The sequence below is a fragment of the Leucobacter musarum subsp. musarum genome (genome assembly GCF_001273845.1).
In the GTDB taxonomy this organism is placed as follows: Bacteria; Actinomycetota; Actinomycetes; order Actinomycetales; family Microbacteriaceae; genus Leucobacter; species Leucobacter musarum.
On the sequence record NZ_JHBW01000069.1, the window covers coordinates 115,425 to 130,154 of the forward strand.

At 67.3% G+C, this 14,730-nt stretch carries 13 protein-coding genes; 8 read left to right on the forward strand and 5 right to left on the reverse strand.

Annotated features, from left to right (window positions below; all coding sequences use genetic code 11):
- Positions 1-22 precede the first annotated feature (22 nt).
- Both CH42_RS07270 and CH42_RS16355 read left to right on the forward strand, forming a co-directional pair.
- Complete coding sequence (locus CH42_RS07270) at positions 23-715, forward strand: NUDIX hydrolase (RefSeq protein ID WP_053352550.1); 693 nt, start codon at positions 23-25, stop codon at positions 713-715.
- A gap of 234 nt (positions 716-949) precedes the next feature.
- Positions 950-1,963 (forward strand): hypothetical protein, encoded by a 1,014-nt coding sequence (locus tag CH42_RS16355; protein ID WP_156322498.1) that lies wholly within the window; start codon positions 950-952, stop codon positions 1,961-1,963.
- Between the two features lie 141 nt (positions 1,964-2,104).
- Here CH42_RS16355 and CH42_RS07280 read toward each other — a convergent pair whose 3' ends face one another.
- Both CH42_RS07280 and CH42_RS07285 read right to left on the reverse strand, forming a co-directional pair.
- A complete protein-coding gene (locus CH42_RS07280; RefSeq protein WP_239683982.1) occupies positions 2,105-2,767 on the reverse strand; it encodes a class II aldolase/adducin family protein in 663 nt (220 codons plus the stop codon).
- The gene (locus CH42_RS07285) at positions 2,760-4,406 is read right to left on the reverse strand and encodes a deoxyguanosinetriphosphate triphosphohydrolase family protein (protein WP_053352553.1); all 1,647 of its coding nucleotides are present in this window, start codon (positions 4,404-4,406) and stop codon (positions 2,760-2,762) included. Before CH42_RS07285 ends, CH42_RS07280 begins: the two co-directional genes overlap by 8 nt.
- 59 nt (positions 4,407-4,465) lie before the next feature.
- Here CH42_RS07285 and CH42_RS07290 point away from each other — a divergent pair, with 59 nt between their 5' ends.
- The 3 genes from CH42_RS07290 to CH42_RS07300 all read left to right on the forward strand — a co-directional run bounded on the left by CH42_RS07290 (position 4,466) and on the right by CH42_RS07300 (position 7,088).
- Positions 4,466-5,023 (forward strand): hypothetical protein, encoded by a 558-nt coding sequence (locus CH42_RS07290; protein ID WP_053352554.1) that lies wholly within the window; start codon positions 4,466-4,468, stop codon positions 5,021-5,023.
- A 106-nt stretch (positions 5,024-5,129) separates the two neighbouring features.
- Complete coding sequence (locus CH42_RS07295) at positions 5,130-6,146, forward strand: diacylglycerol/lipid kinase family protein (protein WP_053352555.1); 1,017 nt, start codon at positions 5,130-5,132, stop codon at positions 6,144-6,146.
- Between the two features lie 204 nt (positions 6,147-6,350).
- A complete protein-coding gene (locus tag CH42_RS07300; RefSeq protein WP_053352643.1) occupies positions 6,351-7,088 on the forward strand; it encodes a YceI family protein in 738 nt (245 codons plus the stop codon).
- Positions 7,089-7,127: 39 nt separating this feature from the next.
- On the opposite strand, the gene CH42_RS07305 is transcribed toward CH42_RS07300, so the two are convergent.
- On the reverse strand, positions 7,128-8,321 hold the full coding sequence (locus CH42_RS07305) for a RimK family alpha-L-glutamate ligase (RefSeq protein ID WP_053352556.1): 1,194 nt from the start codon (positions 8,319-8,321) through the stop codon (positions 7,128-7,130).
- Positions 8,322-8,346: 25 nt separating this feature from the next.
- Between CH42_RS07305 and CH42_RS07310 the strand changes: the two genes are divergently transcribed.
- Entirely contained in the window at positions 8,347-8,826 is a 480-nt protein-coding gene (locus CH42_RS07310) for an ATP-dependent zinc protease family protein (protein ID WP_275575611.1), read from the forward strand.
- Positions 8,827-8,889: 63 nt separating this feature from the next.
- A complete protein-coding gene (locus tag CH42_RS07315; RefSeq protein WP_053352558.1) occupies positions 8,890-9,987 on the forward strand; it encodes an N-formylglutamate amidohydrolase in 1,098 nt (365 codons plus the stop codon).
- A gap of 202 nt (positions 9,988-10,189) precedes the next feature.
- Here CH42_RS07315 and CH42_RS07320 read toward each other — a convergent pair whose 3' ends face one another.
- Positions 10,190-11,536 (reverse strand): anaerobic C4-dicarboxylate transporter, encoded by a 1,347-nt coding sequence (locus CH42_RS07320; protein ID WP_053352559.1) that lies wholly within the window; start codon positions 11,534-11,536, stop codon positions 10,190-10,192.
- Between the two features lie 128 nt (positions 11,537-11,664).
- Positions 11,665-12,087: an META domain-containing protein gene (locus CH42_RS07325; RefSeq protein WP_162231072.1), complete on the reverse strand. Its 423-nt coding sequence runs from the start codon at positions 12,085-12,087 to the stop codon at positions 11,665-11,667.
- A 291-nt stretch (positions 12,088-12,378) separates the two neighbouring features.
- On the opposite strand from CH42_RS07325, the gene CH42_RS16710 reads away from it, so the two are divergent.
- Entirely contained in the window at positions 12,379-14,703 is a 2,325-nt protein-coding gene (locus CH42_RS16710; RefSeq protein ID WP_053352561.1) for a S1 family peptidase, read from the forward strand.
- The last annotated feature ends 27 nt before the right edge of the window (positions 14,704-14,730 follow it).

Genomic DNA, 14,730 nt, shown 5'->3' on the forward strand with positions numbered 1-14,730 from the left:
GTGCCGCTGTAGGGTGACGAGTATGCCCCGTACCGCCGCCGACGCCGAGAGCGACCTGCGCGCGCTGCTCGCTCGGCCGGTCGCCGCCCCGATCGACTACGTGCCCCAGGGCGCGCCAGGGGCACGACCGTTGCGGCGATCCGCCGTGCTCGTACTCCTGGGCACGCTCGACCGCGAGCCCGCCGCTCACGGCGCGACGACGGTGCCCGCCGAACTCGACGTGCTGCTGACTCGGCGCGCCGACAGTATGCGGCACCACGCGGGGCAGATCGCGTTTCCGGGCGGCGGCGCCGAGCCCGAAGACGTTGACGCGGCGGCCACTGCGCTGCGTGAAGCTGCTGAAGAGACCGGCGTTGACCCGAGCGGCGTCGACGTGCTCGGCCAGTTGCCTCCCGTGCACATCCCCGTCAGCAACAACCTCGTGACCCCGGTGATCGGGTGGTGGCGCCACCCCAGTGCCGTCGCCGCAGACCACGCAGAATCGGTCGAGGTATTTCGTGCGCCCGTCGCCGAACTCCTCGCACCGGCCGCTCGCGGCACCTCCGTGCTGCGCCACGGCAGCACGACGTATCGCGGCGCGGCGTTCGCGCTCGGCCCTCACCTCGGCGGGCACCTCGTGTGGGGTTTCACCGGCATGGTGCTCGCGAGACTCTTCGACGAGCTCGGCTGGGCAGTGCCGTGGGATGCGGCGCAGGAGTTCCCGGTCGCGCCGTAGCGCCCCGCTGGCTCCCGGTGCTTCTTTCGTCGAGCCCCTCTCAAGTCACCCAAACCCTCTTTTCTGCCCGCGCATTTGGCAGGGGTTCGGCAACTTTGGAGGGGCTCGCGGTCGCCGGTGAGCTTGTAATACGGCGGCGCCGACGAAGCGCTCACAGGCGCCGCAGCTCCCTGATTCATCCACATTCTGCGAATTCAGACAATGGAGGCTTTCGCAGTGCGATTCACTCGGACGATGGAGGCACCACACCGCATCGCACTCATCGAGGCTTCGATCACTTCAATCGGCGCACATCTCGATGCTGGAGTTTCTCGCCGCGAACTCGCACGGCTGCTCCATGCAGGGGTGTGGCATCGAGTCGGGAAGGGATACGTCGTTGAAATGACGACGTGGGCAAACTGGCGCGTGGAACAGCGCCACCTTGCCCGCGTGATCGTGGCGGCAAAGGAGTCCCGTGGAGTCCCAATCTTTTCGCATCAATCAGCCGCGGCCCTCCTGGGTTTGCCATTCTGGGGCTGCACCGATTCGCCCCCGCACGTTATTTCATTGTCTGCCCACGGACGCAGCGATTCGCTCGTACGCCATGAGCTCGACGTTCCAGAGGGCGACATCACCAAATCTTGGGGGTTCACACACACCACTCCGAACCGCACCCTCGTCGACCTGTCGATGCTGTCTCTCGCTCCAGAAAGTCTGGTCGCTACGGCAGACGTCGTGCTCGGGAGGAGTGCACGGTCGGGGCGACATGTTGACAGTGACGCTGCTGGGCAATGGCACGAAGAGATGGCTGCGCGCACGCTCGCTGCGGCTGGGAAACGCGGAGTTCGATTGCTTCGCACCATCGTTGATTTCGCGGACGCCCGCGCAGATTCACCCCTCGAGAGCGTCAGTCGCTGGCGTTTTCACGAGTTCAACATTTCTGTCATACCCCAGTTCGAGGTACCCGCACGCAACGGCGGCTGGTACTTCGTCGATTTCTTTCTCCCCGATCATGGCGTGTTTGGCGAGTGTGATGGACGGACCAAGTATCTCGACCCTGCGCTTCGAGGAAATCTCAGTGTGGGCCAAATGGTGCTTCAAGAAAAGGATCGCGAAGACTGGGTCGCGGCGACAACGAACAGCCGGTTCATTCGGTGGGGCGCCAGCGAAGCGTCGACCGCACAACGCTTCGGCTCCATGCTGACGGCGTTTCGAATCCCATTCACGACCAAGGTCCCTCGTTCTCGATTGTTGACCCATGCGGAATAAATCAACAGCGACCCCCTTCTTTCTCGCCGAGTCCCTCCAAAGTTCGCGGGCACTTCAGAGGGGGTCGGCGAGAAAAAAGGGGCTCGGCGTGGCAGGCGGGCACGCGCGGGACCAGCGGTGCCGCCGCCGCCAGCCGCCCGCCTATGCGTGGGTCGCGGAGTCGTCCGGGAAGACCGTGTCCGTGTCGCCGAGCTGCAGCGCGAGCGCGGTCGCCTGCGCCGCGTCTTCGAGGTTGAGCGCCCGCCGGTACGCCATCTGCACGTCACCGGCCACGACCGAGCAGCCGTGGTGCTGCATCACGACGCAGTCGTGATCGCGCAGCGCATCGCCTGCGGTGTCGGCGAGCTCATCCGTGCCGTTGTGGAAGAAGGGGGTGACCGCGATTTCGCCGAGGTAGTACGCGTGGTCGAGGGTGAGGCGGCGGATCGGCCGGCCGAGACTGGCCAGCACCACGGCGGTGCGCGGGTGCAGATGCAGCACGCACTCGGCGTCGGGGCGCGCACGGTAGGCGCGGTGGTGCAGTTTCCACTCGCTCGACGGTTCCGGCCCGACGTCGACGGGTGCACCGGTCTCGTCGTCATCGAGCGTCAGCAGGGCAAAGCTCTCGGGGGTGAGGCGATCCAGCCAGCTGCCTTTCGCGGTGACCAGGAACTCGCGATCAGACACTCGCACCGACAGGTTGCCGGCGCTCGCCAGCACGAGCCCGCGACCGACAGCGTCTCGGCCGACCTCGATCAGTTCGGTGATCAAGCGGGCGCGGTCGCGCACCTGCGGCACGCGGGCTTCGCGCGGGGGGTTACTCACTGGTGGTTCCTCCGGTCAGGGCTCGATGGGTGATGACGGCCTGCTGATCGCTCAGCGAAGCGACATAGTCGAGAATCGCGCGGGTGCGCCCCTGTCGGCGCATGCCGGCGTCGCTGGTGTCGCCCATCAACAGCTCGGGGCGGTCACGGCGCACCGCGAACCCGGTCTCGGTCGCGACCTCCGCCCACTCGAGCAGGCGGCGGGGTGCGCGCCCAGCATCGTCACGGTCGGCGAGCCAGGCGTCGAAGCCGAGCACGAGCTGCTCGACGACCTTCGCCCGCCCGCGCTGCGGCTGCCCGAGCTCGGGCCGCTCGAGCACGAAGTGCGCGTGCACGAACTTCAGCACCATCACCTCGTGCCAGGCCTGAGTGTTCAAGCGCACGTGTCCGCTGCGCACGTGCGGACGATCCTCGACGACGATGGAGGTGCGCAGGTGGTCGATCCAGCGGCGGGTGAAATCGGAGACGGATCGCTCGCTGTCGATGCCCCCGTCGTAGGGGGCGGCGAGGAGCGACTCCCCCACCTCTTCGCTGACGCGGCGCACGGCGGCGCGGAACGCGTCACGGTCGGCGATCCAGCCGTCTTTCGCATGGAGTCTGCGCCACAGCAGTTCGAGCGAGATGCCGGGCCTGCGCCACTCGGCGAGGAGCGCGTCGTCGGCTTCTGTGGCGAGCGCGCCCGAGCGGTCGAGCCATGCGCGGAACTCGCCGGCGACCGACGACTGCTGCAGCACCCCCGCCCGGGTGAAGTCGTCGAGGTCGTGCACGGCGTAGGCGATATCGTCGGCGAGATCCATGACGGCGCACTCGACGGTCTGCACTCCGATGCCGATCGCCGTGAACGGTCGCAGCGCGGTCTCCATCTCGACGTGGTCGAGGCTGTACACGGAGAACTTCTCGGCACCGCCCACGGAGTCGATGCCGACGCCGCGGGGGCGATCCGGCGCCGCGACCGCCGCCTCGGTGACGCCGACCCACGCACCCCGAGTCCAGGGGTACTTGAGGGTGGCAGCGCGAGTGGCTGCGGTGAGGTTCAGGCCGGGAAAGTCGCGGCCGAGCGTGTCGAGCTGGGTGAGAATGCGGAAGCTCTGCGCGTTGCCTTCGAACCCTTCGGCGAGACCGAGCTGCTCGCGGGCGACCCGGTCGAGTACGCGCTCGCCGAGGTGGCCGAACGGCGGGTGCCCGAGGTCGTGGGCGTGAGCGGCGGCCTGCGCGACGATCGTGTCGCATCCCCCGAGCCGGGTGACGGTCGCGCCGACGGCGTCATCGTCAGCGCGATCGCCTCGCACGAACGCTGCGTGCTGGGCGGCGCGACCGGCGAGCTGGGCGGCGATGACGCGCGCGACCGCACTCACCTTGAGCGAGTGGGTGAGGCGGTTGTGCATGACCGGGCCGACGCCCGATTGCGGCACGACCTGCGTGACGTCGGAGAGGCGCGCGAAGTACGAGGAGAAGCGGATGCGCTCGAGATCGACGCGATACTCCTGGGGCTCGGCGGCAGGCCCGTCGGCGTCGGCCGGCCACTGCGAGTCGGCGATGCCTGCGGGTCGATGCTGCGACGACACGTGCTCGACGTAGCGGCGCCCCTCGCGGCCGGCACCCGTTCCCTCGGAAATCTCGACACCCTCCACGACCCGCATGCCCTTATTCAAGCACGCACCGCCCCGGTACACTGAGCGCAACGTCGAAAGGGGCCTCGATGACTGACGGCAATCGCACCCGGGCCGAGAACGTCCCGGCGATCGAGCGGGCGACGGGCCGCGATTGGGAGGCCTGGGTCGCCCTCTTCGAGGCGCAGGGGGCGGCGACGCTGGCCCACAGCGAGATCGCGAAGATCGCTCGGGCGGCGGTCACGGACGATCTGAAGAACCCCGACTGGTGGGCGCAGGGCATCGCGATCGCTTACGAGCAGCACGCCGGCCTGCGGGTGCCGGGCCAATCGTCTTCGGGCACGTTCCGCGTCAGTGCCAGCCGCACGCTCACGCTCGACCGCGACGCCGCCATCGAGGCGTGGACCGCAGCCCACGGCGATCGCAGCGAACACCTCGGCCACGTCTCCGGCGACCCCAGGCCCTCGCGCACCGAGAAGCGCAGCTTCTGGCGCTTTCCACTCGACGGCGCCGGCAAGGTCGAGATCTCGGCGACGCCGAAGGGCGATGACAAGGTGATTCTTGCGGTGAGCCAGGACGGTCTGGCCGACGGCGATCGCATCGAAGAGTGGCGCGCGCATTGGAAGGCGCTGCTCGCCGCGCTCTGAGGCTTCCCCTCCGCTTGCCGGAATCCGGCCCCCGCTCGACCCGTCGCCCGCCGACTCGTTCAGTTTCCCGAATCCCTCTTCACCCCCGCATACGAAAGCAGTCACCATGGTCGCGCAGCGCATCGGCATCGTCTGGAATCCCTCGAAGGTCTCTGAGCGCGAGTTGCGCACGGCCTGGGACGACGCGGTGACCCAGTTCGACGGGCCCCGGCCCGATGCGTCCTGGTTCGAGACCTCTCCAGACGACGCGGGGCTCGGCGCGACGGCCGCCGCGCTCGCCCGGGGATGCGATGTGGTCGTCGCCGCTGGGGGCGACGGCACGGTGCGGGCCGTGGCCGAGGCTCTGGGTGATTCCGGATCGCCGGCCGCCGACCTGGGCGTCGTGCCGCTGGGCACGGGCAACCTGCTGGCGCGCAACCTCAGTATTCCGCTCGGCGACCCGCGCGCGGCATTCACTCGGGTGCTCACCCACGAGGCGACCCCGCTCGATCTCGGTCGCGTGCAGTTCACGCTCGCGAACACGAAGGACGCCGATGTCGACCCCGCGGCGGAACCCGACGGCGTGAAGAATGAAACTCCGCCCGTTGAGTTGCAGCATGGCTTCGTCGTGATGGTCGGGTTCGGCATCGATGCGCAGATGATCGTCGAGACCGACGACGAGCTGAAGGCGAAGGCCGGGTGGCTCGCCTACGTCGAGTCGCTCGGGCGCGCGGCGTCGGGTGCGGAGGTCGTGGAGTTCTCGCTCGCCCTCGATGGCGAGGCGCCCCAGACCGAGCACGCCCACACGCTGCTGATCGCGAACTGCGGGTCGATTCAGGGCGGTGTCACCCTGCTGCCCGACGCGCGGCCCGACGATGGCCGGCTCGATCTCCTCGTGCTGCGCGCGGCTGACGCCGGTGCCTGGCTCGACACGATGCGCAATTTCGTCTGGCACAACGGGCTGAAACGCATGTTCACGCAGTCGACCGCGGCCGAGAGCACTGAGTCGACGGAGCACCTGCAGGCGCGTCGCGTCTCAGTGGTGCTGCCCGAGGCCCGCGCCTTCGAGATCGACGGAGATGACATCGGCGAAGTCACCGCGTTCACGGTCGAGGTGCTGCCCGAGGCGTTGCGGGTGCGCTGAGTCGGTCACCGCCCCGAGCTGCGGGGGCGGCGTCGCGCGAGCGATGCCGCCCCCGTTGTGTTGCACGCCCGGCGATCCCGCAACCCAACGTCAGATGTTTGCAGGAGTTTCCCACGTTTCCCCGAGGCTCCTCATGAAGTGCGCTGCCATCTTGGAATTCCATCGACCGCAGCGCACCCCACTCGCGCAATGTCAGGAGTCACTGTGAAGAAGTCCCAGAAGATCCTTATCGGCGTCGGAGCCGGCGTCATCGCCCTCGGCGTCGCGGCGGCCATCGCCGGGCCGATGATCTACCGAGATGTCATCGCCGCTCCTGCGGCCGATACCCCCTCACTGACCGCGAGCGAGTCCACGGAGTCCACCGACTCCAGCACTGCCGACGACAATTCGGCGACAGGCGAACTCGATCCCCGCGCCCTCGCCGGCGCTTGGAGCGTCTCCGACGGCTCCGAGGCCGGCTACCGCGTCGACGAGGTGCTCAACGGCACTGACGTCACCGTGACCGGCCGCACCGACGACGTCACGGGCACCTTCACCATCGGCGACACTGGCCTCACGCTCGATGCCGCCGAACTCACCGTCGACGTCGCCTCGATCGCCACCGACAGCAGCAACCGCGACGAGTACTTCCGGTCGCAGGCGATGAACGTCTCGGAGTTCCCGACCGCCACCTTTACGCTCACCGACCCCGTGACCCTCGACAGCGCTCCGGCATCGGGCGAGGTCGTCAAGACGCAAGCGACGGGCGAATTGACCCTGGCGGGCAAGACGCAGACCGTCACCGCCGAGATCGAGTTGAAGAGCGACGGCACCACCGCCGAGATCGCCGGCTCGATCCCGATCACGTTCGCCGATTTCGGCGTCGAAGCACCGAGCCTCGGGTTCGTCTCGGTCGAAGACAGCGGCTCAGTGGAGTTCCAGCTCACGGCCGCGAAGTCCTAACCGCTCGCTCCCGAGCAACGGCCCGGGAGCTCGCGGCGGTCACCCGTCAGCGAGCTCCTGGGCCGCTTTCGTCAGCTTGCGCACCCGCGCACGACGGCGTCGGCGCTCCGGAATCATCGACCGCATCTCATCGAGGCGACCGAAGCACAGCAGGCGGTCTTCGGCTTCGAGCACCACGTGCTTGCGGGGGTTCGGGATCACCTGCACCCCGCGGTGCAGCGTCAGCACGGTGACGTCGCGGTCCCACAGCCCCAGTTCGCCGAGGGTCTTGCCGACGTGCTCCGAGCCGTGCATCGTGAGCTCCGCGACGCCGTAGGCCGTCGAGACACTCAGGCGCTGGCGCACATCGATCTCGGGGAAGTCGACCTGATTCGCGATGAAGTCGATGATCGCGCCGGCCACGTCGAGGCCCGTCGCGCTCTCGATGCCCTGCAGCCCAGGCGACGAGTTGACCTCCATGACCAGGGGCCCTTCGTCGCCCTCGAGCATGTCGACGCCGGCGACGCGCAGCCCCATGATCTGAGCCGCACGCACGGCTGTCTGCTCGTAGGCGGCATCGAGCTGCACGGCTTCGACGGTGCCGCCGCGGTGCACATTCGACCGGAATTCGTCACCGGCCGCGGTGCGGCGCATCGCCGCGACCACGCGATCGCCGACCACGAGCGCGCGCACGTCGCGGCCGCGGCTCTCTGAGACGAAGCGCTGAATGAGCACGTTCTGGCGCGTCGAGTGCAGCGTCTCGATGATCGCCTCGGCGACCTTCACCTGCGGGGCGAGAATGACGCCGATGCCCTGCGTGCCCTCCAGCAGCTTGATAACGACGGGGGCGCCTCCGACGCTCTCGATCGCCGGGCGCACGTCGGCGCGGTTGCGCACGAACGCCGTCGCGGGCATCTCGATGTTGTGCTTCGACAGAATCTGAATGGCGCGCAGCTTGTCTCGCGCATTGGCGATGCCGTTCGCCGTGTTCGGCGTGTACACATCCATCTGCTCGAGCTGCCGCACGACCGCGGTACCGAAGTAGCTGATCGAGCTGCCGATGCGCGGCAGTACCGCGTCGTAATCGCTGAGCTGCTTGCCGCGATAGAGCAGGTCGGGTTCTTCTCCGGCCAGGTCGATCGCAAAGCGCAGAGTATTGAGCACGCGCACCTTGTGGCCGCGCTCGAGAGCCGCGGCCTGGAGCCGCTGAGTCGAGTACGCCTGCGGGGCGCGCGAAAGAATCGCGAGTTTCACCGTGATTTCCTGCCAAGATAGATGCGTGACCGTACCCGACCATTCAAGCACTCCGACGGGGTGGCGTGAATGGGTGAAGCTGAATGGTATCGGCGTGCCGTGGATCAAGGCGAAGATCGACACCGGCGCCCAGACCTCCGCCCTCCACGCGACCGAGATCACCGAGTTCGAACGCTCGGGCGAGCCGTGGGTCCGCTTCCTCGTGCAGCCCTGGCAGGTGGACGATGAAGACGCGGTCGAGGTCGAGTTGCCCGTGCACGATCGCCGCACCGTGCGCAGCTCATCGGGCCATGCGCAGCTGCGCCCGGTCGTACTCGTGAATCTCACCCTGGCGGGCCGCAAGGTCGAGGCCGAGCTCACGCTCACCGACCGTGAAGAGATGGTCTTCCGCATGCTCATCGGTCGCGAGGCGCTGCGCCAGGGCTTCGTGGTCGATTCAGCCGCGTCGTATCTCGGGGGCCGCCCGGCACGACAGATCCGGCGTCGCAATCGCGGCCGCGCCTAACGCGCCGAACACGCTCCCGGCCAGCCTCTTCCGGCCCACCACCCCCAGCACTACTCTGGTGCCATGAACGCGAACGATCTCGACCTGATCCCCGTCGGCACGGTGTTCGCCCCCGACGAGATCATTCACTACGCCGACCCCGACACGCGCGATCTCGACCGCGCCATCGCCGAGGCCGACCTGCTGGTCACGACGCCCCACTCGGGTGCGGCGATCCCGGCAGAGCTCGCCGAGTTCCTCTCACCCGAACTCACCCGCCGCCTGCAGTACGACTTCACCGATGTCGCGACGGCTTCGGTCGTCAAACGGTGGGCTGAGATCGATCCGCGCATTGTCGCGGTGATCAACCCGCATCCTCGTCTCGTGCGTGACCCGAACCGCGCTAAGCCGGCCGATGTGCGCGCCGATCTGCAGCAGGCGATCGAGCGGGTGCGCGAGGCCGGCCCGTGGCAGAAGGTCGACCTGTCTGGAGTCGACGCGATCCGCCCCGTCACGTTCTCGTTCTTCCCGATTCTCGAAATCCCAGAGACCGCCGATGGCCTGCACCGCCTCGTCGATACCTTCGCCGCCACCGCCGAACAGGGTCTGGGCGTGTACGAGGCAACGCGAGAAGTCCTCACCGATCGATTCATCGAGCACGGGCTCGCCCACGGCGGCTCGTTCACGCGCCTGTCCTTCCACGACACGATGAATACGACGACGACTCGCGATGGCGCCGTCAACGTTGCTCGTGCCCCGCAGGATCGCCTGCCCGCCGTCGTTGCACTCTCCAATCGCGGTGATGCCCAGGGCGAGTCGCGCGACCCCGCCGACCCGCCGACCATGTACCCGGCGGCCCTGCGACGTCTGGCCGCCGCGCACCGCACCGGGTTCGAGGTCGAAGAGCCCGAGGCGGTGCTGCTCAACCAGCCGTATCTGGGCAGCCAGGAGATTCTGGCGGCGGGTGCGCGGTTCCGGGCGCTCGAAACCGAGGCGACCGAAGCCGGGCTGACACTCGGGGCGGTGCAGGCGGAGTTCTTGCGCGAGTACCTGCTAGGCCCCGAGGCAGTGGCCGAGCTGCAGCAGCCCGGCACCGAGTGGATCACCGAGGATCGCGAACGCGTCGACATCCTCGCCTACGCCTGCAAGCGGGCGTGGGATCAGTTCCGCGACCAGGCCTAGGGCGCCCGCCCTCCTGCGGTGCCCGGCGCCCGGGCACCGCTCTCCGCACCCCGCTCCCCGCGCTCCGCGCCCCCGCCATCCCCTCGAACGCACCGGTTTCTGCCGAGTGCACCCAATAGACACTGGTGCGCTCGGCAGAAAGTGGTGCGCTCGACGCAGGGGCGGGGTAAGCAACGCAGCGGCGAGGCTGAGTGGGTAGCGCTTAGGCGCCGCCCCAGATCGCACCGAATGCGGCTCCGGCGGCGATGGTGGTGACCGCGAGAATCAGCGTCGGCAGGAAGAACGAGTGGTCAACGAGCTTGGTGCCGAGCTTCGTGCTGCCGGTCGTGTCGAAGTTGGCCGCGGCGATCTGCGAACCGTTGGTGGGCAGCAGGTAGATGCCGGCGAACGCGCCCGCCCACATGCCCGTGAGCAATCCGAGCGGAATGCCGGCGGCCAGGCCGATGGGCACGATGGTTCGCGTTGCCGTCGACTGGCTGGTGGTCAGCACGCAGACGAGGAAGACGCCGAGCGCGAAGATCCAAGGCACCGCGGTGACCAGACCGCCAACTCCGTCGGCGATGAGTGCTGTATGCGCGCCGAGGAATGTATCGGTGAGCCACGCGAGACCGAAGAGCGCGATCGCCGAGACCATGCCCGCTTTGAAGACCGTCATCGTCGGAATCTCGCTGACCTTCGGTCGTGAGACGAGCAGGATCAACGTGCCTGCGACGAACATCACGATCTCGATGATCGGCGTCATGGAGATCGGATCGCCGTCGGCGGTCAACGGCCGCAGACCCTTGAAGAGCCCGAAGATGACAATCGCCGCAACGCCCAGCAGGAAGATGATCGCCGCGTTGCGACCAGCGGTCGTTACCGTGACCTGCGCCTTCACTTCGTGGGCACTCGACTGCGGCGCGGCGATCTCGCCCGAGGCGATCTTCGCCTGAATCTCGGCGTCTTCGGCGATGTCCTTGCCGAGTCGATTCACGACAATGCTCGAGAGCACGATGCCAACGATCGCCGCCGGAATGGTGACCTTCAGGATGTCGATGAGTTCGAAGTTCCAGGGGGCAGTGTCGGTCAGCGTCACCATCGCCGCCATCGCCGCCGAGACCGGGCTGCACGCGAGGGCGACACCGGTCGCGACGACCGACAGCGAGAGCGGGCGCGAGGGGCGGATGCCGTTGCGGTACGCGAGATCCTGGATCACCGGGAGCAGCGGATACAGGATGTTCGAGGTACCGGCGCCGACCGAGAAGAGGAAGGCGACGAGCGGCGCGACGAGGGTGATCTGCTTGGGGCTCTTCGCGATGAGCTTTGCCGCAATCGACACCATCCAGTCGATGCCGCCGGCCGACTGCATCATCGATGAGGCGAGCACGACCACGAGCACGATGAGCAGGGCATCGACCGGCGGGTTGCCCGGGGCGAGACGGAAGACGAAGACGAGGATCGCGACACCGGTGCCGCCCCAGAGACCGAGGCCGACACCGCTCGAACGTGTGCCCATGACGATGCAGCCGAGCACGACGAGCAGTTGCGTGATGAAGAGAAACGCGTCCATAAGACCCCCAGTGTCTGAACGAACCTGAGAGTCAGCGTATCCAGTGGCTGTGCGCGAGCACAGCTTTTTTACACGGCGTCCATGTCGACCGCGAAAATTCTCGTCGCCTGTCGTCACACCTGCCTGTACTACTGCGAGTCTGTTGCGCGCTGCAGCGTTCCGATTTGCTCGCCCGCCTCGTTCATCACGTTCATCGTGTCGCCGTCGAGCTGCACCTCGCGAATACCGCGCAACCAGTCGTCAACTCCGGGGCATGCCATCAGGGTTGACGCGAACGTGTCGACGCGAACCGTGTCACCGTCGATCGTGTACTGCGTGCCGATACCGTTGCACCCATCGGTGCCTTCGATCGATCCGCTCTCATCGAACGTCAGTGTCGGGTTTCCCTGCTCATCCGAAGTCCAGGTGCCCGCCAGATCCGCCGCACTGACCATCGTCGTCCCCTCACCTGCAGAATCCTGCGTGTTGTTGCCGACGTCTTGTGCGCAACCCACCAGAGCGACCGTGCCGCTGAGCGCGAGCAGCAGCGCAGCTCCTGTGCGTACGTGCATGCGTGTCATGGGATTCCCTCCATCGTTACTCCGCATGCTAGCCACCCCAGATGACACCGCATTGCAAATTTCTTGAATGCACAGCACATCGGGGATTTTTTGCACAGTGTCGACATTCTCAGTTCGCTCACCCCTTGCACCCGGCTAACGAACAGGTTACGTTTACCCCGGCCCCTGGTGTCGGACCAGGGTGCTCGCGCAGGGGAAACGCGCAAGCATCCGATCGCCCGTACGTCCGGTTTCATTCCGGTGGCCATGTTGACCATTTACGATCACCATGGGGGAATACACGTGACGAAACGTCGTCCTGTCGCGCTTGGCGCGGCAATCACGATCGGTTTCGGAAGTCTCTTCTTCGCAGCGCCGGCGCTTGCCGATGATGTCGAGACTCCGACCGACCAGCAGGTGCAAGAAGCGCCCGTCGTAGCCGAGGACACCACGGCTGTTCCGGAAGAGGCGCCCGTCGCCGCGGCCGAGGTACTCGAAAACGCCGGTGTGGAGGTCGTCGCGCTCGGCGTCGACGCCAGCGGCAACCCCGTCATTGTGCAGACCGAGGGCAGCGAGACCGGACCCGAGGTCGACGCGGCAATCGACGCCTACGCGGCCGAGCTCGGTTCACCGGGCGCAAAGGTACAGACCGTGTCCGAGGTTCCGACCGCGTACGCGGCCACCGATGTTGTCGGCGGCGCGGGCTACCTCGCGTATCAAGGCGGCACTGCGAAGAGCTTCTGCTCGGTCGGTTTTACGGCGTGGAGCCCCGACAACGAGCCCGTGCTGCTCAGCGCAGGGCACTGCACCCACGACAGCGATTACACCGAGACTGGCCTTGTGCAGCCGTCGGAGCAGCCCGCGGTCACAGGTGGTGCATCCGGTTCCGGCGCCGTGCCCAACGGCACCGGCAAGCTCGGCGACTTCGGCTTCTCGCAGTTCGGTGGCGTCGGCAATTCCGAGGCGACCGATGCGAACAACCCTGATCCCGAAGGAACTGACGTCTCAATCATCGAGAACATCCCGTCGACCTTCGACCTGCGCCCCGAGGTCACCGACTGGACCTCTGCCGATGACGACGATCTGGCGGCGAGCACCATCAAGATCAAGTCGGCAAACACCGCCAACCCGGTTCCCGGAAGTGCGGTTTCGAAGAGCGGCCGCACGACCGGCTACACCTCGGGCACGGTGGGCAACCTCGTCGACGGCTGGGCAACGATCACCACGCCTGAGGGCGAGCCTCGCTGGGTTCGCGGTTTCGAAAGCAATGTGCTCGCGGCACCCGGCGACTCGGGCGGCGCAGTCTTCCAGGGCACCAACGCCATCGGCGTGATCAGCGGCGGTAGCCCGGCTTCGGGCAACACTCCGCAGTTCACCTGGACGGCTTCACTGAAGCACATCCTCCCCCACATTCCGGGCTACGAGGTCGCGCTCGACATCGACGCACCTTCGGTCGATACCGATCTGAGCGAAAAGATCGCCGGCGGCAGCGACATCGTGGTCAGCGTTCCGAGCAACGCGACCGAACTTTCGGTTGGCTTCGGCAACGCCGGCGAGACGGTGCCCGTGTCGAACGGCAAGGCAACCTTCAAGGCCCCCACGACGCCGGACGACTACTCGTACACAATCGTCGCGCAGAACGGCAAGAGCAGCTCGGACTCGGTCACGGTCGACTTCAGCGTCGCACTCGCCGCTCCGGCGATTGATACGACCAAGTTCACTTCGAACGACGTCACCATCACGGGCACCGGCGTCGCCGATGCCACGGTCGACCTGTTCTTGCGCAACGCCGACGGCATCGGCGAGGCGCATTCGACCACCGTTGAGTCGGACGGCACCTGGTCGGTCGACGCCGAGCTCGGGTACGGCACCTTCGACTACGAGCTGCGCCAGAGCCTGAACGGCGAGGATTCCTCAGTCGTCGAGGGCGAGATCAAGGTGCTCCCCGCGGCGCCCGGAGACCCGACGATTGCCAACGGTTCGGAGTTCCCGGTCGGCGAGGGCCCCACGAGCCTGAGCGGCACTGGCATCAACGATGCCAACGTCTCGCTCGAATTCACCGAGGGCACGCAGCCCGCAGGCATCTCGAACTCGACGCAGGTCGCCGACGGCGAATGGGGCTTCGACTTCGGAGCGCCGCTGCCGTCCGGTTCCTACACGCTCACCATCACGCAGTCGGTGACGAACCCCGAGGTGGCGATTCCGGTGAATGCACCTGTTGCCTTCCTCGTCGGTGCGTCTGAAGAGGTCGTCACCTCCGATCCGACCGTGATCACGTTCGTGGTCGCCGCGGCTGTCGATCCGGGTGCGAATGCCGGCGGTGCAGCCGACGGTGGTTCGGCAGCCGGCGGCGGCGCTGACGGCACCGCAGCAGCAGGCGGCGGCACCGCAGGCGCCGGCGCAAACGGCACTGCCGGTGCAGGCGCTGGTGCGAACGGCACCGCGGGTGCCGGCGCAAGCGGAACCGCGGGTGCGGGCACCGGTGCTGATGGCGCCAAGCTCGTGAACACCGGTTTCAACGCCGGCTCGCTGGTGCCCTTCGGTATCGCGGCCCTCGGCATGCTGGTGCTCGGCGCAGGCGCGATCGTTCTGACCCAGCGTCGTCTCCGCGCTGCAGATTCGGAGTAAGCCGCTGCGAGTCTGACTCGCACGAGC

Bases quoted from the DNA above. Each gene is read 5' to 3' on its own strand.
- CH42_RS07270 (WP_053352550.1), top strand. From the start codon at position 23: ATGCCCCGTACCGCCGCCGACGCCGAGAGCGACCTGCGCGCGCTGCTC.
- CH42_RS16355 (WP_156322498.1), top strand. From the start codon at position 950: ATGGAGGCACCACACCGCATCGCACTCATCGAGGCTTCGATCACTTCA.
- CH42_RS07285 (WP_053352553.1), bottom strand. From the start codon at position 4,406: ATGCGGGTCGTGGAGGGTGTCGAGATTTCCGAGGGAACGGGTGCCGGC.
- CH42_RS07290 (WP_053352554.1), top strand. From the start codon at position 4,466: ATGACTGACGGCAATCGCACCCGGGCCGAGAACGTCCCGGCGATCGAG.
- CH42_RS07295 (WP_053352555.1), top strand. From the start codon at position 5,130: ATGGTCGCGCAGCGCATCGGCATCGTCTGGAATCCCTCGAAGGTCTCT.
- CH42_RS07315 (WP_053352558.1), top strand. From the start codon at position 8,890: ATGAACGCGAACGATCTCGACCTGATCCCCGTCGGCACGGTGTTCGCC.
- CH42_RS07320 (WP_053352559.1), bottom strand. From the start codon at position 11,536: ATGGACGCGTTTCTCTTCATCACGCAACTGCTCGTCGTGCTCGGCTGC.
- CH42_RS07325 (WP_162231072.1), bottom strand. From the start codon at position 12,087: ATGCACGTACGCACAGGAGCTGCGCTGCTGCTCGCGCTCAGCGGCACG.